Source organism: Paenibacillus sp. ACRSA (assembly GCF_022346845.1).
Classification (GTDB): domain Bacteria; phylum Bacillota; class Bacilli; order Paenibacillales; family Paenibacillaceae; genus Paenibacillus.
Map to the genome: position 1 here is coordinate 364624 of NZ_JAKRNP010000002.1, position 25784 is coordinate 390407.

Below are 25784 nucleotides of genomic sequence, written 5' to 3' on the forward strand. Positions count from 1 at the left end.
ATATGTTGCGTAAATTCACACGAGTTTCTTCCATTCAAAGAATAGTCACGATTCTGTATATACATACTTGGGTTATGTATTTAGAGAGCAAGCATGTAATACAATGTTCATTCAACATGTTTGTCACACACAGAAAAACTTCAACTAGAATTTGGGGGTGTAATGTTGAGCCTGCTTCATGTTGCTGTTATTTTGCCTTTTGTTGTAGGTATGTTGCTGTCCATGCTACATCGCTTTTTCCGAAAAGTACATATGGGATGGGCAGTTCTACTCGTTCCAGTTTCATTATTTGTTTATTTTGTAAGTCTTATCTCTAACGTGTCTGAACGTAACACCGTGTCTGGATTAATTCCATGGATCCCATCACTTGATATCGGTTTTAATTTTTATCTGGATGGTCTGAGTCTTCTGCTGACACTTCTAATCACTGGAATCGGCATACTCGTTGTACTCTACTCGATTTATTATATGGATCAGAAAGAAGCCTTGAATCGTTTCTACCTGTATCTATTAATGTTCATGGGTGCCATGCTCGGCGTAGTTCTATCAGACAATATGATTGTGCTGTATGGTTTCTGGGAATTGACCAGTATTACGTCGTTCCTGCTGATTGCCTTTCATTACAAACGTAAAGCATCTACTTCGGGTGCGCAAAAATCATTTTTAATTACTGTATTTGGCGGTTTTGCGATGCTTGCCGGATTCATGCTGATGTATCTGATGACAGGTACGTTCAGCATTCGTGCCACCATTGCAGATTGGGGACAGATTCAGGAGAACGCATTATTTTTGCCTGCATTAGTCCTCATCCTGATTGGTGCGTTTACCAAATCGGCGCAGTTCCCATTTCACATCTGGCTACCGGATGCGATGGAAGCCCCTACACCCGTCAGTGCCTATCTACACTCCGCGACGATGGTTAAAGCCGGTATCTATGTTGTTGCTCGGTTTACGCCTATTTTTGGTGGGCAAGGACTCTGGTTTTGGCTTGTTACAGGGGTGGGTATCCTAACCCTCTGTTATGGCTCCTTTTTGGCTGTAAAGAAAAACGATCTAAAAGCAATCTTGGCTTATTCTACGATTTCTCAGCTTGGATTAATTATGTCCCTCTTTGGTGTTGGGTCAGCCGCTCTGTACTTTGGATACGGTGACTCCTCCGCGATGTATACGGTGGCAACAACCGCGGCCTTGCTGCATTTGTTTAATCACGCCACGTTCAAAGCAGCTCTCTTTATGGTCGTTGGTATTGTCGATCATGAAACCGGCACACGTGACATTCGCAAGCTCGGTGGTCTCGCTTCATTTATGCCAATCACATTCACGGTTGCCCTTATAGGGTCACTTGCGATGGCTGGTATCCCACCATTCAACGGCTTCTTGAGCAAGGAATTGTTCTTCCAAGCCATGGTTGAAATCACACATCTACGGATTTTCGGACTTGGCTCTTGGAGCATCCTATTACCTGTGCTTGCCTGGCTGGCGAGTGTGTTCACGTTAATCTATGCCTTGATTATTGCTTTCAAAACATTCCTAGGAAGCACCCGCAGTGAACTACCTGCCGAGAAGATGCATGAAGCTCCAATCGGCATGCTCATTCCACCTGTTACGCTTGGCATTTTGGTCATTGTATTCGGTCTCTTCCCGAATCTGGTCGCGATGACACTGATTGAACCTGCAATGGCTGCAGTGTTGCCTCAACTGCTGAGTGGTAACGAACGATTCGATGTACATTTCTCCCTCTGGCATGGTCTCACACCAGAACTCATCATGACCGTTGGTGTAGTTGCACTGGGTGTTACATTATATAAACTTTTGCCTAAATGGAGAAATCTGTATGAGCATTATCCACAAGGTTTAACCATTAACAATATGTATCATGTCGTGCTTGATAACTTGCAGCATTATGCTCGCAAATGGACGGAAGCGTATATGAATGGCTCTGTGCGCAATTACCTGGTTTATATCTTTTCGTTCACAGTTGCACTTCTTGTGTATGCATTCTTCCGTTCAGGTGAAAATATAACCTGGAATTTCCAGGGTAACGCGCCCTTCTCGTTCTATGAGGCCGTGTTACTGATTACGCTTATTGCGGCTGCTGTATCCATTCCTTTTGCCAAGAATAGGCTATCTGCAGTTATCATGACTGGAGCCGTCGGATACCTCGTAACCTTGCTCTTTGTTCTGTTCCGAGCACCGGATCTCGCATTGACACAAATGATCGTAGAGACCGTTTCTGTTGCCCTGTTCCTACTCTGCTTCTATCATTTGCCTGAGCTTCAGCGAGGTAAGTCGAGTCGTCGATACCTCACTGTAAATGGCATTGTGGCGATATCTGTAGGAATTGTCATGACGTTTGTTGCACTAGCAGCGAGTGGAACAGCCTCATTGGAGAGCATTTCGACCTTCTTCCTGCAAGAAGCTTATAACTCGGCTGGTGGTAAAAATGTCGTTAATGTATTGCTTGTAGATTTCCGTGGTTACGATACGTTACTTGAAATTATGGTGCTTGGTGTGGCTTCATTATCCATCTACTCCATGATTAATCTGAATCTAGAAGCAAAAGATCTGGGCGCACGATTGAAATTCCGTAAGAAAGAAACTACAGATGAAAATGACGTTGAGCTTGACGATAAAGACGATAACACGAAGAAATATGGGAATCGGGAAGGAACTACATCTTCCTGGGATACGGTTCCTTTGCAAAGTAATGACGTATTGCTGCAAACCACGACCAAGGTTGTCGTATTTATTATTTTGACCTTCGCCTTGCACTTGTTCTTCGCAGGGCATCACAACCCAGGCGGCGGATTTATCGGCGGTCTCGTTACGGCTGCTGCACTGGTACTTATTGCCCTTGCGTTCAGTACAGATACGATACGCAAAGCGTTACCTATTGATTTTCGTATGTTAACATCGATTGGTCTGGCAATTGCCTTATTAACGGGGGCAGGTTCATTTTTGTTCGGTGCTCCGTTCCTCAGCCAAACCTTCGGTTATTTTGAACTTCCTTTACTCGGAGAGACTGAACTTGCCACGGCAATGCTGTTCGATATAGGCGTGTATCTAGCCGTCCTTGGCGTCACCATGACCATTATTCTACAGATCGGGGAGGATCGCTGATATGGAAATATTGATGTGTGTGGCCGTTGGCATTTTGTTTGCGGTCGCCGTCTTCTTAATCTTATCGCGGAGCCTGCTCCGAATTGTACTCGGCATGTCTATTCTCACGCATGGCGTGCATCTGTTGTTAATAACGATGTCTCGCCTCAAGACCGGAGCTCCACCTCTACTTGGGGAGCAAGCGGAAAGTTATGTAGACCCGCTGCCCCAGGCGCTTATTTTGACATCAATCGTTATTAATTTTGGTCTAACTGCCTTTTTCTTTGTTCTATCCTACCGTTCATATCTGAAACTGAAAACCGACGATATGGAAGAAGTAAGGGGGCGGCCATATGAATAATCTTGTTGTTCTACCGATTCTGCTACCCTTAATTACAGGCGTTATCGCTATCCTTTTTTTCCGGAAGGTTAGCATTCAGCGGTTCGTCAGTGTTGTTGGACTTTTGCTCACCGCCGCAGCTTCAACGGTGCTAATTGTTCAAGTTGCCCAATCAGGCATCCAAACGTTGAATATGGGAGGCTGGACACCCCCTTATGGTATAGTGCTTGTTGCCGATATGGTATCAGCACTGCTCGTTGTCGCTGCATCCATTATAGCGCTGGCCTGTCTTCTCTACGCTTTTCGCAGTGTCAACAAAGAACGAGAGGAACATCACTTCTATCCGTTCTTTCACTTTCTGATTGCTGGGGTAAACGGATCGTTCCTTACGGGGGATATCTTCAACCTATTTGTAAGCTTTGAATTGATGCTGATCTCTTCCTATGCCCTAATCGTGCTTGGAGGAACGGAACGACAATTACAGGAAACGATCAAATATGTCCTGATTAACATCGTTTCTTCTGCGCTCTTTGTTGCTTCGATCGGCTTCTTATATTCCATCACTGGCACATTAAACATGGCTGATTTGTCGGTTCGAATTGCGGAGGTCGGTCAGAGTGGTGTCGTAACCCTTATTGCTGTGTTGTTCTTGATTGTATTTAGTATTAAGGCTGGATTGTTCCTGTTCTTCTGGCTATCCGGTTCCTATGCAGCTCCACCAGCCGTAGTTACGGCACTGTTCGCTGGATTGTTAACCAAGGTGGGACTGTATGCGATTGTGCGTACGTTCACGCTCATCTTCTATCATGATCCGGATTTCTTCCACGCCTTAATTGGTTGGATGGCCGGAGCTACCATGATCCTGGGGGTTATTGGGGCAATTTCCTATCGTGACGTGAACAAAATTTTGATCTATAACGTCATCGCAGGTGTCGGTTTTGTTGCTTTCGGCATGGCATCGGCCAGTCGTACCGCACTTGAAGGTCTGCTCTTCTACATGTTGCATGATATGCTGATCAAAACACTGCTCTTCCTATTAGGCGGTGCATTGATTGCAGTCGCAGGCACATCTAAACTCGACAATATGGGCGGGCTCATTAAACGCTATCCCATGCTCGGCTGGATGTTCTTCATCAGCGCACTTGCATTGGCGGGTATACCGCCATTCAGTGGATTCCCAGGTAAACTGTTGCTGTTCGAGGGCGGCTTGCAGACAGGCTTGTACGGACTGACCGGAATTGCGGTACTCTCCAGCTTGTTAATGCTCTACTCTGTTCTACGTATCTTCATCCAAGCGTTCTGGGGTGAGCCACCTGCGGGCGTTGTCCGTCGACCTTATCCGGTGAATGGTTTGCTGATTCCAGCGGGTATCCTGTTTATTTTTATCATCGTGATGGGTGTGGGGGCTGAAGGCATGTTCCAATTAACCTCGCGCGCAGGCGACATTCTACTGCATCCGAATCTGTATATAGATGCCGTATTGAAGGAGTAGATGCGTATGGCCTTTCAGATAATACTCAATCTTATTATCGCTTTTGTATGGATGTTTCTGAACAATGCCTGGAACGGTGTTGGTTTTATTACTGGTTATTTACTCGGTTTATTGCTCATTGGAGGCATGCGGCGTTTCTTCCCGCAACGGTTGTATATTGTACGCGTCTGGGCGATCATTAAGTTGCTTATACTGCTGTTTAAGGAACTGGTGCGAGCCAGTATTGAGGTCATCCGTCAGATCATTAAACCTAAGCTTGATATTCGACCAGGTATTTTCACCTATCGAACAGAATTATCTTCAGATTGGGAAGTTACCCTGCTCTGTCTGCTTATCTCTCTAACACCAGGTTCCTTGCCACTCGAAATCTCAGGGAATCAACGGAAGCTGTTTATCCATGCACTGGATATTAAGGATGAGCAAAAGTTGAGAGATGATATCAAAAACACGTTCGAAAAAGCAATAATGGAGGTGACACGTTAATGTTGTCCTCACTACTGTTTATTTCATTGCTAATTTTATCTCTGGCTATTCTCGGCTGTCTGTATCGTGTCCTTCGAGGACCCTCAATGGCTGACCGAATTACAGCTCTAGATACGATAGGCATTAATGTCATCGCCATTGTAGCTGTATTATCCATGATGCTTAAGACACAAGCCTATTTGGATATTATTTTATTGATTGGTATTCTTGCATTTCTAAGTACAGTAGCCTTTGCACGTTATATCGAACGGGGGGCGGTGTTCAAAAATGATGGAGATCGTTAATGCAGCCGCTGAAACTGCCATTGGTCTACTCGTTCTGCTGGGAGCTTTACTGAGTGCATTTAGTGCATTTGGTCTCATTCGGTTACCTGATGTCTATTTACGAGCACATGCCGCGACCAAAAGTATGACTCTTGGAGTCCTGTGTGTGTTAAGCGGAGCCTTTTTATTCTTCTGGATCTTCGATAACTACATCAGTGCACGCGTATTATTAGGTATCTTGTTTGTATTTATCACTGCTCCTGTCGCAGGGCATCTGAACGGACGTGCCGCCTACCGTACGGATGTACCTCTATGGGAACAGAGCATTCAAGATGAACTTGAGCCCTTACTGAAAGGTAAGAAGGTTAATCACGAAGAGAAGGATATGATGGAGTAACCTCAAAGTACGCAAAAAAGACCTGCGATGATGCAGGTCTTTTTTCAGTTGTAGGATGATCATGTCAGAGGTTCTATTGCTCTAATTCTAGAAGCCATTCAATCCTTGTCTTTTCAGATCATTGACTAGAATGCGTGCTAGCTCTGATGCTCCTTGGCGATTGGGATGCAGGCTATCTCCAGTCATATAAAGCGCGAGCGTTGCTTGAGGACCAATGGAGGTGAAGTAGGCTGAACTTAGTTTGTTAAGTTCTACGAGTGTTACGTTCTCTTCTTGAGCCAGTGCTCGTGTAGCTTGGTTATACCACCGATTCTCAGCACTGTGCACGTTAGCTGAATTAAAGTCTGTGGCTCTTCCCTGCGGAGTAGATAAAATAACCGTAGCTCCCTTGTTCTTGGCTTGCACCACCATGTCTCGCATGATCTCTTTGAATTGCGCTTCCGTGGTATTGTTCTTCGCATTCGTATCATTGATCCCGAGTTGTAGGATGAAGTAATCCCCTGGTTTGATGTATTTCAGAATCGCTTCCATCTGTCCATCGTCACGAAATCCTCGTGCGATTTGCCCTCCAGAAGCCATGTTACGCACCTGGAACGTATTATTATTGACGTAGGAAGGCAATAACTGCCCCCATCCACCCTGGACGCTACTGCTCAAGGGATAATAGTTAGCTACCGTTGAATCGCCACCAATATAAATGGTACGTTTCGTTACCACCTGATCTGAGATTTTCCGTATTTCAAGTGCACTCAGCGTAAATGCAGTGCCTTCCTTGCCTTCCGTTACAAGCAAATTAAGCTGACCGTCTGTCACTGGTATTTGGAACCGGTCAGTGGCTCCATTACCTGTCATATTGATGATCTGATAGACACCTTCCGCAGCGACACTTGCTCGTGCTGTATTGCCTAGTGTTACCTTCACCTCATAGAGACCATTGCTCAGATCCACATTAAATGTATTAGTGCTCTTCGTGCCGTATGTGAGAAATTGTACTGCATCTTTTGCAACGCCTGTACCTGAAGCTGACACGTTACGCATCTGTGACGGGGTATTGAAGCCATATCCTCTTGTTGACGTATACGCATCCGAGGCAGATACACCCGTGTAACCGCTCTCAACAGAGCCAGCACCAAAGTCAAATTTGTATTCATTACCCGCCGCATGCGCAACTGTTCTCTCGCTTGATCCGAACCCACTCGCTAACACCCCAGCAAACAAAGTAACACTCAACAGAACTCTTACCGTTCTTGACCATCTGTTCATTGAATATCTCCTCCCAGGTATATTCGTTTTCATCTTCATCACAAGCTAACACACTCTTTGAAGAGTTCTTACAAAAATCTCTCTAGCCAGTCATAGGCTACGGCACCACTTATCTCATGTCCACCTGCAAAAAAATCTGCATCCAGCAGCTCAACTGCTCCTTGTTGATCGTAAATCTCGGTTAATCGAGCATAAGCTTCCCTCGCTGAGGATAATGGAAATACCCGATCATCACTGCCTGCTTCAATAAATAAGGGCCTAGGTACAATCAAACCGATGATATCTGGTAATTCTGACTCTAACAAAATTCCTGGGATGTAATTATCCAAACAATGATTGCGATCTAATATGCTGCCCTGAAACGTACTAGCATACCCACTCACAACCGCGGCACGGCATCTTTCATCCAGTGCAGCTGTAAATGCCGTCACAAGCCCTCCACCCGAAATACCCATCATTCCGATCCTCTCTGAATCAACGTCAGCTCTCTCGGATAAATAATCGAACACACGCATCATCTCATAGACCCGATGTCCAGCCAGCGTCTCTCCAACCATCAACAGATGAGCAGCAATCTTCGTACAGGAGCTTACGCCAGGTGCTGCGTCACGATCTTCTTCTAGTCTACGGTCGCCAAAACCGAGCAATTCTGGAACGGCCACGATATACCCTCGTTTCACAAGAGACACTGCAAAATCCTTGTGTAATCCCGGATCACCTGCGCGCGGAGCACCGTCCGGCTCCATTCCAGTCACTTCTCGGCTGCCGTACCCATGACCGTGGCAAGCAATGACTGCAGGTCGAATACTGTTTTCAGAGGAAGCATCACTTTCGGTCGGAAATAACATGTATATAGGCATACGTAGCCCCTCATACGTTGTGATCTCAACTCGCTCACGAATGTATCCGTCGCATACGGTATGCTCCAGTCGTACAGGGTTTAATGTAGATGCGATATCTGGAAACCCACCCAGTCTTTCTTTTATCCGTAATCGTAGCTGACTACTCCACTGCTCTAGCGAATCACCTGGCTGATATGTTGAACGTCCCTGCTGGCTTGTTCGCTCTTTCAAATAGGATTCAATCGTAGACATTCTGAATACTCCCTCCCACACTCAGCTAATCATTCTTGCCTACATTATAAATCACAATAGTAGCTTGGGAGTTGAACATTATTGTTCCTTTATCGCCAATTCATGCTATTTATAACTTATTCGTTTGACCAGGAAGCCACCAATTCCATCTCCCCATCAGTTTCATTAATGCAGGAACAAGCAATAGACGAATAATCGTTACATCAATTAGAACTGCAGCCGTGATCCCGATTCCAAGTTGCTTCACTCCTGCTACATCGCCAAAAGCAAACGGAATAGTCACCGCAAGCAAAATAGCTGCTGCTGACGTAATCAGTCGCCCCGTTGAGGAAAGTCCTTCCTGCACAGCCAAGTCGCTGTCTCCTGTTCGTCGATAGGCTTCCTGAATACGTGTCAGCATAAATACACCATAATCCATGGATATACCAAATACTAAGCCAGCAATAAAAACAGGGATCATGATGGCAACGGGCGAAGGCTCCATGCCCCAGTGTCCTTGGTTAAATATCATGACCAGAATACCGAAGGAAGCTACCAGGCTAAGTATATTCATTACAATCGCTTTGATAGGAATAATTAATGATCGGAAAGCAACAAGCATAACTAAATAGTTCGATACCACTACAAAAACAATCACCTTGGGCAGCTTATCCATAAGCTCTTTCATAATTTCGTACTGGTCAATTGCTTCTCCACCATAATGGATTGGCACACCCTGCTTCACACTAGATACAGCATCATGTCGATACATCCGTTCAATCCAGGTCGAAATCTGATCTGAACCGGGTTCTCCCTTTACAGTTACCTTCATTCGAATCGCATGATCCGACACATAGCTCAGCTCCGCCAAGGTTGAAACTGAATTCACCATACCAGGGTTGATCTGCTTCCACGGTGAATCAATATCAACAACATCCGGATCTTGTCGTAGCTCCTGAAGTTTATACAAGGCAGTATTCCAGTGGGTTTTACTTAATAACTGATCTGTACCACCAATGACAATATCTACTGAAGAGACCTCTCGCTGCCCAAATACACTCTGCACCTTCTCACTCGCTTGCCGCGACTCCGTATGAATGGGTAGGGATGTTGCATCTGGAACTGCAATGTCTAGTTTAGATACGGGTAAAACACACAGCAACAAGGCCGCTGTTCCAAGGATAACCATCCGAATGGGTCGCTTCATGACGATCCCTGACCATCGACGCCACATGCTACTCCCTTGATTCGAGAGATGAGATGACGAGATGTTGATATGTTTAAAAATATGATTAGCATATAACGAGAGAATCGCAGGTAGTAGCGTTATATTAAGAAGTACAGCGACGATTAAGACGGTTATCGCTCCTAATGAAACACTCATGAACATAGGTAATTGAATCCAGAGTAGACCAAGCAAGCCGAGAAATACACAAGCAGCAGAAAATAACACAGCTCTTCCCGCCGTTTGCATGGTTCGTTGGAGGACTTCAGCATATACTGTGGAATTCACATCTCGAGCCTTGCTTAACTCTTCTCTATATCTACTTAGGATAATGAGAGCAAAATCAATGCTTAGCGCCATCCCCACCATTGGAATGACGTTGATAATGAAGTTAGACAATTCCACCTGATGACCCATAAGAGCCGTTGCTCCCATGGCGATTACTACGCTGGAAATCCCCATCATGACTGCGATCAGAGCAACATTCCATCCCCTGAAGGCAAACCACAGAATCATTAGGGCTAGTGGCACACCAACCACTTCAGCGTGCTCCAGGTCACGAAAGCTCAAACGGTTCACGTCCTGCTGTACGACCGGCTTGCCGGTCAATTGCACAGTCCCCAGGTTATCTTCGGTTAACGCAACGCGCAATTGTTGAACTACATCACTCTTCTCATGAGTTGGAGTATTCAGATCCAGCAACGCGTAAGCTATATCTTCACGTAGCATGAGTGCTCCGCGTGGTTCAAGCGGAGAGATGATCGAATGGACGCCCGGAACTTGCCGTGCTTTTTCTAAATGAACCTGAATCCATGCTCGGAACTCAGCTCGTTGTGTTTCCTCTTTCTTCTCAAATACAACCACGACCGGATCAACGGGGATATTGAATTGCTCCTGCAACATAAGCTCAACCTGATGGGCATCCCCATGCATCAGCTTCAATCCATGATCTTCAACAACACTAGGTAATCTCATTGCCCAAGTGACAGACATCCCAATAATAATAAGCCAGCACCATATAATGAACCGGGGATAACGGCTCACAAGCATAGTTAGGCTGCGATACCCCATACCCATGCTCCTCTAATATCAGATTGGAAACCCTTTTTTGACAAAGGTCGGTTCTGCAAGTTCGAATTACATATGACAGAATATAGTACAAGTCTATTCGGATCGAAATCTCTTTATGTTTGGCAAACAACGAAAAACGGACAACCATGTACATTTGCACATGATGCCCGCCTAATTGGTATATATATCACTTAACCTGCATTTCCCATACTACAGAGGTCGAATTACGGTAAAGCGTTCCCCAAGCTTGGCATAGTCATTGCCTGCCAGTCGACTGACCGGTTTCAGTTGATCCATCAAGAGGTACTTTGTGGTTGGATCATACACGTTTTCACTGAAATGATATTGCACAATCCGTACTAATATGAGATCACTGACAGGTTCACCCTCATCGTTAGAAATGGGAATATGCTGATACAATGTACATTCCATTCGAATAAGCGCCTCTTGTATACCTGGTACAGCGACCACAGTACTTGGCACAGTTGTAAGGTTTGTGCGGTCAAGTTCACTTTCATGTGGCTCCAGCATTGCTGCCGTTTCATTCATGTCGCTTACAATCGCCTCATCACAGATATGTATAACCAGTTCTTTACCAGACAAAATATTGCGAGCAGTATCTTTCATCTCACCAGCCTTGCGTCCAATTGAAATCGACAACAACGGGGGATCTGAACTGACTACATTGAAAAAACTAAACGGCGCAGCATTCACAATCCCCTCTTCCTGCGATAACGTCGTAACAAATGCGATTGGCCGTGGCACAACAGAGCCACTCATGAATTTATAATTATCTTTAGCCGTTAATTGCTGTGGATCAAATGTATACATGCTGTCATCGCCTCTCCTCTATATCTATCGAATAGTTAAAACAACTTCATATATTCTGCTCCGTTATTATATAACGCTCGGTATAAGAATAACAAAAACTCTTTGGCATCTTCGTACCAAAGAGTCTGTTTAGGCTAGCAACCTAGCTGTAGCATGCCTTATTTTTATTTAACGATGCTATTTTGAATGTCTTCCATAATTTGCGTGTTAGCCTGAACTCCGCTGTACAACCAGCTACTTTCCCGAGTGAATTCGAACAGGTTACCGTTCTTCACTGCAGGTATGTTCTGCCATACCGGATCTTTCAAGGCCTCTGCTCCTGTACCCACATCACTGTTGACAAAGAACAGATAATCAACATCCATAGTCGCAAGCTTCTCCAAGGAAATAGCTGACCAGTTGCCTGTTGCTGTAGCTGATATTTCCTTTACAACCTCAGGCTTAGCTAGTCCAAGCTCATTGTACATGACTTCACCACTGGATACGTTATCGCTCACCATAAAGAATTTCCCGTTGACTAACCAAATAGCCGCAGCTGATTTGGTTCCACCTGTAACGGTGTTTATTTTCTCCTTAACCTCTTTTACCTTGAGATCGTAATTGTCCAGCACTTGTTGTGCCTCGTCACTCTTATTCAGAATTTCGCCGATTTTTAGTAACGTCTTGCGCCAGTCTTTATAAACTTCTTCACCCAGCACAAAGGTCGGCGCAATTTTGTTATATTGCTCATACTTCTCACCTTCAACCATGTCCTCAGTGCCAATGATGATCAGATCGGGACTGAAGCTGACTACAGCTTCAAAGGGAAGATCAGATGCAATAGGTGGAATCCCCTCTAAGTCCTTTTGCAAATATTGTTGAACCCCTTTAGTTACAGACCATTGAGCTACTGGCTTAACACCAAGCGTAACTAAATGATCCTCTAGATAAGAAGCGATAATACGCTCCGGATTAGCAGGAATTTGGACTTCGTGGCCCATCGCGTCTGTCATGGTACGTTCTGTCGGTGCTTCTGTCTGCGTCTCAGACTCAGCTGCTGTATTCTCTCCTGTCGCTGATGGCTGTTGGTCTGTAGACTTTGCTCCGCAAGCTGCCAACCAGATGGACATGATCATCACCGTAATCAGAAGTATGATCATTTTTTTGTTCTTGTTAAACACGAAATTAGCCCCTTTCAATATGTACCTCTCTAACCAACCCAATATACCGGACACATCCGATCTTTCCTAAACATCAGCATATATTATACATGCGTATACTGTTATGCGATCCATCGACAATGATAATCGTTATCAACATAGAAGTCAACATGATTAAAGTCATTGGCAACATTTTGAATCATAAGATTAATCCATTTCATAACTCACTAAAAGGGAATAGATGTAACGAGATATAGACAAATTGAATCGTTTTGATCTATATCTCGTTTGGATTGAAGCAGCTAAAGGTATGATGAAATGGATTCAGATAATGTTAAATTTCGCATCCTTCATCACCTATAGGCAGATGCCTTCATATGCTGATTTCAGACTAAGCAGACAGGAAGGATGTTCGATCATGAGTTACCCATATAATACGTATTCCGCCTATGAGGAAAATCGCTCATTTCAATTTCCACCCATTTTCCCGGGAGGCACGCCAGGTGGAATTCCAGGCCAACCGATCCCTGGAATTCCCGGCGCTACCGGGGGCTTACCTCCTTTTTTCCCAGGCGGGGGCACAGGTGGTCAGCCACCATACTTTCCAGGAGGGGTTCCTGGTACAGCGCCAGGCGTTCCTGCCCAACTTGCACAAGGCAATCTGCCCACTTTACTGAGCGCGTATCCTCGGCCAGTGGGTCAGCCTCCAGCAGAGATGGTTTTCTTATACAATTTAATTAAAAGCAGCCCCGGTCTACTTCCACTATTTATTCAGCAGCAACCACAGAGCCTGACACAAGCTGTGCAATTTGCGCAATCAGGCGTATCGGCGCCTCGGAACAACGAAGAGCGCGTGCTGAACCGGTTCTGTTACAACCGTTGGTCTCTCGTGTTCACTTACAATGATGTCTATCTGATGTGGCCTGCCATTAACCTGTTCGGATTCGTGGTTGGTTACTTCTATCCATTCCAGACTCCAGGTATTTTGTTGAATACACAAATTTTGTTCTCCCTCTGTTAGGACGTTTCTCAAACTCTCTGAACATTTGCTTCCTACGGCGTTATAAGATACGCCCTAAAAAAAAACAAACGCCCCACGTGGAGAGATGGATCTCTCCACGTGGGGCGTTGCCACTTCGTGTATTAGTGTGCCACTTGCCGTTCACTTGTTTTTCTAACCATCATGAGATAGATAAGTACTGCGCCGAGATCAGCACAGAGAATAACAATCCCCATAGGTACAGCCGTTCCCTCACCACCTAGTCCAACAAGTGGAGCCACAATTCCTCCAAACATAAAGGTCATTACACCAATCAGTGCGGATGCACTTCCCGCAGACTTGGATTGATTAGCCATCGCCAATGCAAATGAAGCGGTATTCACTAGACCTACACTAGAGACCACTAGGAATAATGGAATGAGTATTGAGATCAGGTTGCCTCCGGCTAAGATCGCAATGAATAGAGAAGTTCCTCCCAATGCCGCAACAATTAGACCAGCGATCAGCAAACGAGATTCGGAAACCTTTCCAGCAAGCCTTCCTGCGATCTGACTGGCTAATATAATTCCCAAGCCATTAATCGCGAAGCAGAGACTAAACATCTGTGGTGAAATGCCATATATTTTCTGCAACACAAATGGTGAACCTGATATGTACGCAAACATACCTGCACCTACAAATCCCTGAGTCAGAGCATAACCCATAAATAAACGATTACTCGCAATTTGGCGGAACGTGACCAGTGTCTGTTTCAATCCACCACTGGATCTTCGATCTGCTGGCAAGGTTTCTCCTAAGCCAAAAATGACAGCTAATAATGTCAATACGCCGATAAGACTTAATAAAATAAATACGCCTCGCCATGACGTGTATTCAAGTAAGAGACCACCTATAATTGGCGCAGCAATTGGCGCTACCCCGTTAATTAACATTAGCAGTGAGAAAAATCGTGTTAATTCTGGACCGTCATAAACATCTCGAACGACTGCACGAGAAATCACGATGCCTGCTGCTCCTGCAACCCCCTGAATGAAGCGTAATACAACAAAAGAACCCATAGTTGGGCTAACCAAACAAAGAATAGAGGCTATGGTGTAGAGTAACAATCCAGCAATCAACGGAGTCCGACGTCCTCGAACGTCACTCAATGGTCCAGCAAGCAGTTGTCCTAAAGCAAGTCCAACCATACAAGCGGTTAGACTGAGCTGTGCATAAGACGTTGAAGATTCGAAATCCGCTGCTAGCGTAGGCAGTGCGGGCAGATACATATCCAGGGACAACGGCCCGAAGGCCGACAATGTCCCGAGAATTAGCGCCATACGTATGCGCGAGGTTGAATGGGTGGTTAATGAAGCCGATGTCGATTTTATACGCATGATCTTACTGCTCTCCGTTTCCTAGTAACTTGAGCAGATTGGAAGGTAACGTGAATTGCTGATTATTGATAATGATACGGCGTAGCTCTTCTTCAGTCCGATCATTTTCAGCATCCTTGATCTCCTGGATCTCTCGGTGCAATCGCTCCATTTGTTGATCAAGCGCATTCGCAGAATCCGCAGCACTTTTCAGCTCTCTTGTCAGATGTTCGGGAACATCCTTGTTGTATTTGTAGAAGATCTTATGCTCTAGGCTCGCCCAGAAATCCATCGCAATCGTGCGGATCTGTATTTCCACGCAAGCTCGCTCTTCCCCATTGGACATGTATACAGGCACATCGACCAACAAGTGCAGGCTCTGGTATCCGTTAGGCTTCGGATTTTGAATGTAATCCTTCACTTCTAGAACACGTAGATCGCTTTGATTACAGAGCATATCCTTAATACGATAAATATCAGAAATAAACGAGCAGGTGATCCGTACACCAGCAATATCCTTAATGTTTTTCTTAATACTTTCGAAGGTTAATTCATGATTTTTGCGGAACATCTTATTCATAATACTTTCAGGTGACTTCAACCTTGATTTTGTATGTTCAATAGGGCTGTAATCATGCAGGGACTGGAATTCTTCCTTAAGCACTTCAATCTTCGTTTCCATCTGATCAAGTGCAAATTTATAGATCATCATAAACCGCGTAATCTCATATTTAAATTTCTTGAATTGATCAATTGGGTGTGGTGCGTTCATCATTATGTTCTTCCTTTCTCCGTGGACACTAGAGTAAATTTATGAAATGTGAAGATAACATGGGTTCATCCTCATGCCTTTGTTCTCATTATAAATCATCTGGAGCCAATAAACGAATTTCTACACGATGACGGTCTAACGAAGATGGTGAATGAGATCTATATTTTGACATATGCTAAACCTACTCCACCACTCAACAAAGGGACACTCCTGAAGAAAGGAAGCGATTCTGATTCTCTATCACGTTACTTATTCTTCTGATTCTTATCGTGTAAAAGCATATCTCGGTCTTCCCGATGGCTGCTCGTTGTCTTCCTTCTCTGTCCCAACAGAGGTTAATAACTTACCACCCTCGCCAACCTTATCGCCCACGCTCCATCCTGTGAAATTGACTGCACTGGCTAGTCGTTATTCCAGAGCCCATTCGAATCAGATACACATCGATCAGAACACATTATGGCCAGTACTGATTTACTGCCGAGGTGGACTCGGTAATTATGGTGGGGTTAATACGTCTTGGATTGAACATTTTGTTAACTACGGGTATATCGTGTTCGCCCCTGCATATCGCGGTAATGAAGGTGGTGAAGGGCGTGATGAGTATGGCGGCAGTGATCTGCAAGATGTTGTATCCGCTTATCAATTGGTGCATGGACTGCCTTTTGCCGACCCGTCACGGATCTCTGTCATGGGTTTCTCGAGAGGCGCGATCAATGCTGTACACGCAGCAGCGACTTACAATACAAAACCTCATGGTGTTCACAAGCTCGTGTTATGGAGCGGTGTCGCCGATGTGGCTCAAACCTATCTGGAACGTACAGATCTGAGAAGAACACTTAAACGGGTTCTCGGCAATTCTCCGCATCGCGCTCCTGAAGCGTACACTGCCCGTTCACCGCTCTTCAAAGTTCCAGAGCTTCGCTGTCCCGTCCTAATCATGCATGGAACTGCGGATACTCAGGTGAAGTACAGTCATGGTACACAGATGTATAACGAATTAAAACGCAGCGGTGCGGATGTTACATTTCACGCCTACGGGGGAGAAAATCATCATTTCCAAGGCACAATTCAGCAGACCGCGATCAGCCATATGTTTAAATGGCTTGGGACACGATCGTGATCCAAGCCGTAACTGCGGTATTCATTAGGGCAAATGTTACTGTATACTAGAGGGGTACCTTTTTCGTGAAAGGATGAAAGTCACATGCATCATCAGATAACCCTCCAAAAGTACGCATTGCTCATTCTATGCATGGCTGCCGGTATGGTCGACTTGATCGGATATTTAGCCTTAGGTCATGTACTAACCGCAAATATGACGGGCAACATCGTTCTGCTGGGTATTGCTATTGCTCGCGCTCAGGAGTTTGTTGTACTCCGTTCGTTAATCGCACTTATTGGATTCATAATCGGAAATGCAATAGCAGCTCGCATGATTGGATGGGGACGGAGCGAAAGTGGCTGGACGAAGCGAATTACAACTGTATTTGTAGTTGAGAGCAGCTTACTGCTCTTTTTTGCTGTCGCCATGATCAGTCCCTATGCAGAACAACTATCTTATCTATTGATTCTCGTCTTAGCAGCAGCCATGGGAATACAAACTACAGCAGCTCGCCGGATCGGCATTGCTGGCATATCTACAACCGTTCTAACGAATAATCTGGCCGCCGTTGTGGAAGATACCGTAAGCATTATGTACAGGATGAGACACACCTCTGCCAAATCCCTATTTAAATCATTATCCGGTGATGTATACCTCCGTGCTGGTGCGGTTCTCATTTATTTGGTCGGCATCGTGGCTGCAGCACTTCTGTTCCAACATTGGCCTCTTGTCTCTGTCTGGATTCCTGTTCTGCTCGTTGGAGGCATCACCTTGTATGCTCGGACTCAATTCAGCGATGTACGGGATACAGCAAGTGGTAGTTAAGAAGCCAGTCAGTTATATTACATGTTCGAAGCTTCCTGCTTCATTAGATCAACCAATTTTCGAGCAGCGGGTGTCAATACTTCCCCTGCTCGTGTACATACCGCGAGTATATTCTTCAATTGCATATGCTGGACGAATACGCGTGCCAGTCTGCCTTCACGAACATCCTCTTTCACAACCAGTGAAGAGATAAAATTAGCTCCATATCCTGCTTTTACTGCACTGATTGTCTCATTGAGCCCATTGAATTGAAGAGCGATCCGAGGTGCTGGCAAATTATTGGTTGTACAGAGTGATACGAGTCGATCTCTGGTTACACTTCCCTCTTCACGCATGATGAATGGCTCTGCCATCATGTCTTTCAATTCTACTTCCCGTCCCGCATATCGATGCTCTGGATGAACGACAAACCACATCTCATCCTCAAACAGCTCGTCCCAGTGAACCCCGTCATGTGTGATCCCACTTCCACCATATACAGCAATTTCTGCTTCATATCGAAGCAATTGATCGAATGCCATCCGTGTATTCGTCGTATTCACAACGACCTCAACCTCTTCATGCATCTGCTTGAATCGAGCAACCCATGCTGGAAGCAGAAAATTAGCCGGGAGATATGTTGCTGTAATCCGGACCATCCCTTTCTTGCCTGCCCGAAAATCCTCCACAAAATGCTCTACTTCTTGTTCCAGCATAAATAACCGTTCTGCATAACTGATAAGCTGTGTACCCACATCAGTAAGAACAAGTCTTCTGCCCTCCGAGACAAATAGCTGAATGTTCAGCTCTCGTTCAAACTTTTTCACTTGGGATGAAACGGCCGGCTGACTAATGTTGAGTTCTTCAGCAGCTCGTGTTACCCCACCATATCGTACAATAGCATGAAACAACCTTAGTCCATGTAGATTCATGTGATCTCCTTTCAAAAATATAACTATAATGTATGATTAAATATAATATATATATTTTATTTATAATCTTGCAAGTCGTATAGTGGAATTAAGAAATCTCAAACCCTTATCCGGAAAGGAACATGCTTAATGAAAAATGTGAATTCTTCATCCTTACTACACACATGGACTCAAGTAGATCAATATCTGAATGAACGATTGATTCCCGCCGATCCACTGCTCGAGCAAGCCTTAAACCGCAATGCCACTGCTGGATTGCCTGCCCATGATGTCACACCAAATCAAGGTAAATTTCTTCAACTTCTGCTTCAGATTCATGGAGCAACACGAGTCCTCGAAATTGGAACACTGGGCGGTTACAGTACGATCTGGATGGCTCGTGCGTTGCCTGATCAAGGTAGAATCGTAACTCTTGAAGCCGATCCACATCATGCAGAAATTGCTCGTCATAATCTTAGCTATGCAGGGCTTATGGATAAAGTCGACCTACGTGTTGGGGCAGCCCTGACGACTCTCCCGGACATACAAGAAGAATACCGTGAACCCTTTGATTTCATCTTCATAGATGCTGACAAACCAAGCAATCCCGATTATCTCCGATGGGCTCTACGCTTAGCACGTCCTGGAAGTCTTATCGTTGGCGACAATATTGTACGAGATGGTGAAGTGGCCAATGCAAACAGCACAGATGAGAGAGTTAAAGGTGTACGCACCTTCCTAGATATGGTTGCAAACCATCCTAAACTTGAAGCAACTGCGCTACAAACGGTAGGCAGCAAAGGGTATGATGGATTCATGCTTGCACGCGTTTTACCATAAACCAAAAAAATAAACAGTGGTCAATTGTTCCGAAATTTCCCCATTCCTGTTAAACTGGTAACACTGCACAGCATCGACTGGGGGAAACCACTTGAGAGTTCTAAGACAGATTGTTTCGGAAATTCGGGGCTGGTCCCGCAATATCCAACTTTTTTTTCTAGCTAGTATTCTATATCAGATCGGTAATGGCATGTTCTCTGTCCTGTATAATTTGTACATTCAAGGTCTTGGCTACAACGACACAATGAATGGTCAGATTGTCAGTATTCAATCACTAGCAACCGCGATTATGTTCGTGCCTATAGGACTCGGCGGTGATCGTTTCAGTCGAAAACGGTTGCTCATCGTCGGAGCATTGTTCAGCGGAATGTTCCTCATAGGACGCTCGTTCGACTATTCCGCCAGTGGGTTAATCTGGTTTGCCGTGTTCTCTGGACTTTTTGCTGGGGTATTCCAAGTTCTCGCGATCCCTTTCCTGGCTGAAAACGTAAAGAAAAGTCAGCGCTTGAAAATGTTCAGTTACTATTCTTCTCTTGTTCTTGCATCTCAGGTGCTAGGAAGTCTGGGAGGCGGCGTATTTGCTGATCTGCTTCATTCAGCAGGATTCGCGGTGGTCACAGGTTTACAAACGGTTTTAATTATTGGAGGCGTGGCTACGTTAGCCGCATTTATTCCTTTATTATTTATCAACGATAATTCAACTACAACCCAAGCAACTCACCCAATGCCTACAACCATTCAATCGAAGGAAAGCGTTGATGGAGTTATCTCTGAATCCACTGGAGTAGTCCGTGAGTCTGATGTTCAGCTCAAAAAGAAGGATTCCCGACTGATCGGTCAGTTTGTTATCACTCAATTATTGATTGGACTCGGTTCTGGTCTTGTTGTACCTTATTTGAATCTATACTTCACGAATCGTTTTTCTGTTTCTCTCAGCGGGATGAGTCTACTCATCTCCTTAGGTCAGATCATGACCATTGTCTCCATGCTTATTGGGCCTACGCTTGCAGCAAAGGTAGGGAGCGTTCGAGCCGTCGTCATTTTCCAGATCATGTCCTTGCCTTTCCTATTGCTTACGGGATTCACGAATCTGCTCGTGATCGCCTCCATCAGCTTCCTGTTTAGGCAAGCACTAATGAATGCGGCTAATCCGATTCACTCAGCCATTCTGGTTGATAAAATCTCTGATAAGCGACGTGGAATTGCGAATTCATTAATGCAGACGGCCTTCATGATCGGCTGGGCTACGATGGGTCCTGTACAATCTTATCTGGTTACTACCTATGGAACGTACTGGGGTTATGCGATCACGTTCAGTATTACAGGCAGCCTGTATGTTATTTCGTCACTGATGTACTATGTGATGTTTAGGGAAGCCAAACCTGCTGCACAGGTGACAACTCATTGATATGCGAGTAAGGTAGAATGAGATTAGTTGAAGGGTCGAAGATTCCTTGAAGTAAAATAAGCGCCTATTCATCAGGAGTGATCTTACATGAATCAAATTTGCAACTTAAACCTATATACCGATTCACGTATAGGGCTCGTGCCAACTAATATGAGGAAATGGAACGGATGGGATTGATGCGTAAGCACAGTCCCTCCGTTGTTTTTCGTTTTTTGCTCAGTTTAAGCGTCTCCGTACTGGGAGGTATCGCATTCACTGCGATCCACACACCAATCCCTTGGCTACTAGGGCCGATGGTGTTTATGCTTCTTGGTGCACAGGTGTTTAAGCTCCCGTTAATGTGGCCTTCAAGCGTACGCGATTACGGAATTCTGATTGTTGGTTATTCGATCGGCCTAACCCTTACAGAGGATGCATTACTAGGAATTATGCACCAGCTTCCCATGATGCTGCTCATGACCTTACTACTCATTGGATTCTGTACATTAACGGCCTATCTCGCTTCGAAGCTTACGCCATTTGACTTTCCGTCTTTACTTGTTGGGAGTATCCCGGGCGGATTATCCCAGATGGTTTCCTTAGCTGAGGAGATGAAATCCATTAATCTAACCCTGGTTACCTTTTTGCAGGTGACTCGGTTAATTATGATCGTGTTCTGTGTTCCATTCTTGCTGTTTAGTCCATGGGTCGGTGGAGCTAGTGTTGTAGAAACAGACCTTGTGCTGGGGACAAGTGCCTTATGGACAGCGTTATTCCCAGAAATATGGATCTATGCCCCACTATGCGTCATTGGAGCTTGGATCGCACGTAAGCTGCGTTTTCCCACTGCCTTTATGCTTGGGCCGATGATTGTCATGTGTGTGATTCAATTAACCACTTCGATGCATACACCTGCACTGCCCTCTTCTGTACTCAATCTATCGCAGTTGATGATTGGCAGTCATGTGGGTTTGATGCTTCGACCAGAGCAGCTACAGCGCAAGACGCAAACTGTCACTCTTGCTTTACTTAGTAGTGTACTGCTCATTGCTGGCTCTCTGGGGCTAGGTTATATCCTCATGCATGTGTACTCCCTATCAGCCGCTACTTCTCTACTTAGTATGGCCCCAGGAGGCATGGATCAGATGAGTATTATGGCTCATGAGGTACACGCCAATCTATCGGTCGTCTCAGGATATCAGCTGTTCCGAATTTTATTTATTTTCTTCATCGTCTCTTCTGTTCTGAAGATCGTTCTCACTCGATTACTGAGACAGAAAGAAGGTAATTCAGAATCATGTTCACGAGCACCTAATTAAAGAAAACAATTCTTCTCACATCAAAGAGTACCCCGGGATCTATCCAGAGGTACTCTTCGTGATTCAAGCTTTTCTTATAAGCCAATAATATCGGGATCTGTTATGAGTCATTCAGCTACGAGCTATTGACTATAATGTGTATCCCTTAGTTATGAGCATTCGGATTCGTTTCCTGTTCTAACCAGCTAAGGATGCGAAAAGCTTCTTGATCTGTACTACCGCACATATCGAATGAAGCCTGTAATCCACTACACACATCAGGACGGTCTGGATGTCCAAAAATACGACAACGATTATCTTCCGTAAGTTGTACACAGCGTACCCCTGCCGGCTTGCCACTCTTCATTCCAGGAATCGGTGAAGATATCGAAATGGCGATACAACACGCGGCACAACCTGTTCTGCATTCCAAAATAATGTCTCCTTCATTACGATGTCTTATGGTAACTCACGATTCACCCAGGTCCACATTCGAGCCAATCCCTGGGCTATTCTATGATTCATGGTTCTATTGTGAAAATAACCACCATGGCTGAGCGGATTCCAGCTCTGTACCCAGTTACCTGAGTTAATCTCGATATCTTCCTTCACGGCTACTTCATAGGCCGGATCAATCGGACGTAAGGGGTAACCAAGTATATCATCCTTATCATAAAAGTTAACCCATTCCCCTTCTAACCCAGGAAAAAACTGATGAGCTAGTTTCGCTGGAACCTGAATAGGCTGACTAAAATCATGATAACGTAAACTCCACAGCGGCAGTGTCGTTCCGAACGAATAAAAGCTAGTTAAGGTATCTCCCCGCTCCAATGCTGATGTTACATCTATTATACAAGGTGTTCGACTGGAGGGATATTGAAGATCATAGAAGAAATTACTCGCAATGACCGCACCCAAACTATGAGCCAGCACGCAAAGAGGTGTCTCTGGACCGTTACGGTAAGAGAGTCTGTGCATCGCTTCGCTTAGTGTACGGTGTACAGCATCATAATGGTGTCCTTGCTGTTCCACAGGCTGATAAGCTACAGCATCAGCAAGATAATGGATGACGAATCGGCGCAGTACCTGATAATTCAATTGAGGCGAAACGACAAGCTGCTGGAACAGTTCTTCTTCCCTCTCTTCAAATACATCAGCCCAAAATACAGGCTCAATATCGAGATACTGCTTGGCTGCTCCCGGCATAACCATGACCTGATCGAATTCATGCTGCAATCGTAAAATAAGCTGATCCGCATAGTCTTCTTTTTGCCTACCAAGCCCATGAATGATCATGACCGCAATACGTGCCATGGTTCCCCTCCTCATCCTTGACCAGATACCTTTTCTTCATTTCCTCAAGCTATTCTATAAATTGAAGGTATGCGGGGATTCACATCTTATTCAATTCTCTCATATTAACTGAACTAAGACGAGTATAAAGGATAATTGAAACATCCGTATAACAAAATGTAAAATAAAGAGAAAATTGTATTAAACTACATTGTTTATTCTCTATGAGATAAATCCAATTAAAAAAGGAAGCTCAATAAATTGAGCTTCCCTTCTAATCATATCATCAAGTTATCCCTTCAGATATACCTTCAACACGCCGTTACGAATGGATGTAACGTCACCTGTTGTAACTTCAACTCGGTCTACCACATCCTGACCGTCAGGAACGATAATCGGCGTAATGAGTGGATGACCTGCTGCTTCAATCGTCTGACGATCGAATTCAAGCAAGGTTTGCCCTGCTCGTACATGTTCCCCAGCTTCTACATGCATATTGAAACCTTCACCTTTCAGTGACACGGTATTGATACCGACATGAATAAGGATCTGAACACCGCTCGCATGCTCCAAAATGACAGCATGTTTGCTCTTAATGACATGAGCGACCTGTGCATCAAACGGAGCAACGACCTTGTTGCCAGAAGGTTCAATGGCAATCCCTTCTCCCATTTGTTTCTCTGCAAAGGCAGGATCCGGAACCTGCTCCAACGATACAGCTTTACCCGTTAACGGAGCCATCACTTCAAGAATATTAATTGAGGCTTGCGCATCGGAAGTCACCGCAGATGCATCGCTAGAAGCTGTATTTTGACTTGCCGTAGTGCGGGTATCCTTGGAAGCAGAAGTTGACGTGGATGCATGATCCGATGTCGCAGAACCATTGTCCGCCTCACGATCATGCTTTCTCATTTTGGCTCTTCCGAAAATAACGGTTAACAGGAACGGTACAATCAGTACAATAGCCATACCGATGAAGAAGACGCCCCATTTGTTCGGGAAAATGGATAAGAATCCAGGTACGCCCCCTACCCCAATTGAGGTAGCTTGAACATTATTCATCGTAAGTAACACACCGCCAATAGCCGAACCGATCATACCGAAGATAAACGGATAACGATAACGAATATTAACACCAAAGATTGCCGGCTCCGTTACCCCCAAGAAGGCGGATACCGAGGATGTTGCCGCGAGACCGCGCATCTTCTGTTCACGCAGTACAAGCATCATCGCAAGCGCCGCGGAACCTTGTGCGATGTTGGATAGCGCCAGCATCGGCCACAGGAATGTACCGCCCTGGCTACCAATTAATTGTACGTCTACTGCAAGGAAGGTATGGTGCATTCCCGTAATAACCAGCAATGCATATAGTCCACCATAGATTAATCCACCCAGTGCTGCATATGAATCATAGATATAGATCAGACCCGATGTAATGGCATTTGCAATTGCAAATGTAACTGGTCCAATGATTGTAAATGCCAAAAATCCAGTAATCAGTAATGTTACAGGTGCCACTACAAGTAATTTAACGGAATCATGCACTCTTTTGTTAAGGAAGATTTCCATCTTGGCAAGCAGATAAGCTGATACTAGTACCGGCAGAACCTGCCCTTGGTAACCGATCTTCTCAATATGCCAACCAAACAAATTCCACGTAGGTACGGTACCATCATTCACCGCATCAGCATAGCCATAGGCACTCAGCAGATCAGGGTGTACAAGGATTAGCCCAAGCACAATCCCGAGCAGCGGACTGCCGCCGAATCGTTTAACAGCTGCCCAACCAATCAGTGCAGGCAGGAATGTGAAGGCCGTGCTGGCAATCGTGTTAATAATAGAAGCTAGATCCTTCCATGCCGGATACACATCCACTAACGATTCTTTATCGAAGAATATCCCCGGCCCTGTCAGGATATTGTTGATCCCGAGCAATAGACCTGCTGTAATGATCGCTGGCAGAATCGGAATGAAAATATCCGAAAGGGTTTTGATGGCGCGTTGAATCGGATTTTGTTTCTTCCCTGCCACCGCCTTCACATCATCCTTGGAAGAACGGTCACCACCTGTAATCTGAATCATTTCATCATATACTTTATCCACTAGACCTGGCCCGATGACGACCTGGAACTGACCCTGGGATGAGAATTGACCTTTAACCAAATCATTCTGGTCCAAAGCTGCCGCATCAACTTTGCCCTCATCAACCAAGGCAAACCGGAGACGTGTAACACAGTGTGTTGCAGCTTCAATATTCTCTTTGCCGCCAACTGCGCGTACAATCTCCTCTACCTGTTTTCTATCTATTGCCATAATGTCACTTCCCGCTTCGTTAATGTGTATATG

General features: G+C 45.0%; 23 protein-coding genes. 12 read left to right on the forward strand and 11 right to left on the reverse strand.

Annotated features, from left to right (window positions below):
* Positions 1 to 165 precede the first annotated feature (165 nt).
* From MH215_RS06450 to mnhG, 6 genes are read left to right on the forward strand one after another with little or no spacing between them, the layout of a single operon-like run.
* Complete coding sequence (locus tag MH215_RS06450; protein ID WP_239289869.1) at positions 166 to 3120, forward strand: Na+/H+ antiporter subunit A; 2955 nt, start codon at positions 166 to 168, stop codon at positions 3118 to 3120.
* Between the two features lies 1 nt (position 3121).
* Positions 3122 to 3460, forward strand: coding sequence for a Na(+)/H(+) antiporter subunit C (locus tag MH215_RS06455; protein WP_056692365.1), 339 nt, complete (start codon positions 3122 to 3124; stop codon positions 3458 to 3460).
* A complete protein-coding gene (locus tag MH215_RS06460) occupies positions 3453 to 4931 on the forward strand; it encodes a Na+/H+ antiporter subunit D (protein WP_239289217.1) in 1479 nt (492 codons plus the stop codon). Before MH215_RS06455 ends, MH215_RS06460 begins: the two co-directional genes overlap by 8 nt.
* A 6-nt stretch (positions 4932 to 4937) precedes the next feature.
* Positions 4938 to 5414 (forward strand): Na+/H+ antiporter subunit E, encoded by a 477-nt coding sequence (locus MH215_RS06465; RefSeq protein ID WP_239289218.1) that lies wholly within the window; start codon positions 4938 to 4940, stop codon positions 5412 to 5414.
* Positions 5414 to 5698 (forward strand): Na(+)/H(+) antiporter subunit F1, encoded by a 285-nt coding sequence (locus tag MH215_RS06470; RefSeq protein WP_056692373.1) that lies wholly within the window; start codon positions 5414 to 5416, stop codon positions 5696 to 5698. The genes MH215_RS06465 and MH215_RS06470 overlap by 1 nt, the downstream gene beginning before the upstream one ends.
* Positions 5682 to 6074, forward strand: coding sequence for a monovalent cation/H(+) antiporter subunit G (gene mnhG, locus MH215_RS06475; protein ID WP_239289219.1), 393 nt, complete (start codon positions 5682 to 5684; stop codon positions 6072 to 6074). Before MH215_RS06470 ends, mnhG begins: the two co-directional genes overlap by 17 nt.
* 87 nt (positions 6075 to 6161) lie before the next feature.
* Here the strand turns inward: mnhG and MH215_RS06480 are convergent, their stop codons facing one another.
* From MH215_RS06480 to MH215_RS06500, 5 genes are all read right to left on the reverse strand, one after another.
* On the reverse strand, positions 6162 to 7337 hold the full coding sequence (locus tag MH215_RS06480; protein ID WP_239289220.1) for a rhamnogalacturonan acetylesterase: 1176 nt from the start codon (positions 7335 to 7337) through the stop codon (positions 6162 to 6164).
* Between the two features lie 68 nt (positions 7338 to 7405).
* Complete coding sequence (locus MH215_RS06485) at positions 7406 to 8431, reverse strand: alpha/beta hydrolase family protein (protein WP_239289222.1); 1026 nt, start codon at positions 8429 to 8431, stop codon at positions 7406 to 7408.
* A 109-nt stretch (positions 8432 to 8540) separates the two neighbouring features.
* A complete protein-coding gene (locus tag MH215_RS06490; RefSeq protein WP_239289223.1) occupies positions 8541 to 10706 on the reverse strand; it encodes an MMPL family transporter in 2166 nt (721 codons plus the stop codon).
* Positions 10707 to 10916: 210 nt separating this feature from the next.
* A complete protein-coding gene (locus MH215_RS06495) occupies positions 10917 to 11537 on the reverse strand; it encodes a flavin reductase family protein (RefSeq protein ID WP_239289224.1) in 621 nt (206 codons plus the stop codon).
* A gap of 164 nt (positions 11538 to 11701) precedes the next feature.
* Complete coding sequence (locus MH215_RS06500; RefSeq protein ID WP_239289225.1) at positions 11702 to 12697, reverse strand: ABC transporter substrate-binding protein; 996 nt, start codon at positions 12695 to 12697, stop codon at positions 11702 to 11704.
* Positions 12698 to 13094: 397 nt separating this feature from the next.
* Here MH215_RS06500 and MH215_RS06505 point away from each other — a divergent pair, with 397 nt between their 5' ends.
* Positions 13095 to 13697: a hypothetical protein gene (locus MH215_RS06505; protein ID WP_239289226.1), complete on the forward strand. Its 603-nt coding sequence runs from the start codon at positions 13095 to 13097 to the stop codon at positions 13695 to 13697.
* 122 nt (positions 13698 to 13819) lie between these two features.
* Here MH215_RS06505 and MH215_RS06510 read toward each other — a convergent pair whose 3' ends face one another.
* Both MH215_RS06510 and MH215_RS06515 read right to left on the reverse strand, forming a co-directional pair.
* Positions 13820 to 15052 carry a multidrug effflux MFS transporter gene (locus MH215_RS06510; RefSeq protein WP_239289227.1) on the reverse strand — a complete coding sequence of 411 codons (1233 nt, stop codon included), beginning with the start codon at positions 15050 to 15052 and terminating at the stop codon, positions 13820 to 13822.
* Positions 15053 to 15056: 4 nt separating this feature from the next.
* The gene (locus MH215_RS06515) at positions 15057 to 15803 is read right to left on the reverse strand and encodes a GTP pyrophosphokinase (protein ID WP_145048657.1); all 747 of its coding nucleotides are present in this window, start codon (positions 15801 to 15803) and stop codon (positions 15057 to 15059) included.
* A 307-nt stretch (positions 15804 to 16110) separates the two neighbouring features.
* On the opposite strand from MH215_RS06515, the gene MH215_RS06520 reads away from it, so the two are divergent.
* Together MH215_RS06520 and MH215_RS06525 are read left to right on the forward strand one after the other, a co-directional pair.
* A complete protein-coding gene (locus MH215_RS06520; RefSeq protein WP_239289228.1) occupies positions 16111 to 16923 on the forward strand; it encodes an alpha/beta hydrolase family protein in 813 nt (270 codons plus the stop codon).
* An 84-nt stretch (positions 16924 to 17007) separates the two neighbouring features.
* Positions 17008 to 17730 (forward strand): YoaK family protein, encoded by a 723-nt coding sequence (locus MH215_RS06525; RefSeq protein WP_239289229.1) that lies wholly within the window; start codon positions 17008 to 17010, stop codon positions 17728 to 17730.
* Between the two features lie 17 nt (positions 17731 to 17747).
* On the opposite strand, the gene MH215_RS06530 is transcribed toward MH215_RS06525, so the two are convergent.
* Entirely contained in the window at positions 17748 to 18641 is an 894-nt protein-coding gene (locus MH215_RS06530) for a LysR family transcriptional regulator (protein ID WP_239289231.1), read from the reverse strand.
* A gap of 129 nt (positions 18642 to 18770) precedes the next feature.
* On the opposite strand from MH215_RS06530, the gene MH215_RS06535 reads away from it, so the two are divergent.
* The 3 genes from MH215_RS06535 (at position 18771) to MH215_RS06545 (ending at position 22166) form a co-directional block, all read left to right on the forward strand.
* On the forward strand, positions 18771 to 19460 hold the full coding sequence (locus MH215_RS06535; protein ID WP_239289232.1) for an O-methyltransferase: 690 nt from the start codon (positions 18771 to 18773) through the stop codon (positions 19458 to 19460).
* Positions 19461 to 19551: 91 nt separating this feature from the next.
* Positions 19552 to 20868, forward strand: coding sequence for an MFS transporter (locus MH215_RS06540; protein ID WP_239289233.1), 1317 nt, complete (start codon positions 19552 to 19554; stop codon positions 20866 to 20868).
* Between the two features lie 176 nt (positions 20869 to 21044).
* The gene (locus MH215_RS06545) at positions 21045 to 22166 is read left to right on the forward strand and encodes an AbrB family transcriptional regulator (protein WP_239289234.1); all 1122 of its coding nucleotides are present in this window, start codon (positions 21045 to 21047) and stop codon (positions 22164 to 22166) included.
* A 145-nt stretch (positions 22167 to 22311) separates the two neighbouring features.
* On the opposite strand, the gene MH215_RS06550 is transcribed toward MH215_RS06545, so the two are convergent.
* From MH215_RS06550 to treP, 3 genes are all read right to left on the reverse strand, one after another.
* Positions 22312 to 22578, reverse strand: a complete 267-nt coding sequence (locus MH215_RS06550; RefSeq protein WP_239289235.1) for a YkgJ family cysteine cluster protein — start codon at positions 22576 to 22578, stop codon at positions 22312 to 22314.
* Positions 22579 to 22604: 26 nt separating this feature from the next.
* Positions 22605 to 23459: a chemotaxis protein gene (locus tag MH215_RS06555; protein WP_239289236.1), complete on the reverse strand. Its 855-nt coding sequence runs from the start codon at positions 23457 to 23459 to the stop codon at positions 22605 to 22607.
* A gap of 270 nt (positions 23460 to 23729) precedes the next feature.
* The gene (treP, locus tag MH215_RS06560; protein WP_239289237.1) at positions 23730 to 25751 is read right to left on the reverse strand and encodes a PTS system trehalose-specific EIIBC component; all 2022 of its coding nucleotides are present in this window, start codon (positions 25749 to 25751) and stop codon (positions 23730 to 23732) included.
* Between the last annotated feature and the right edge of the window lie 33 nt (positions 25752 to 25784).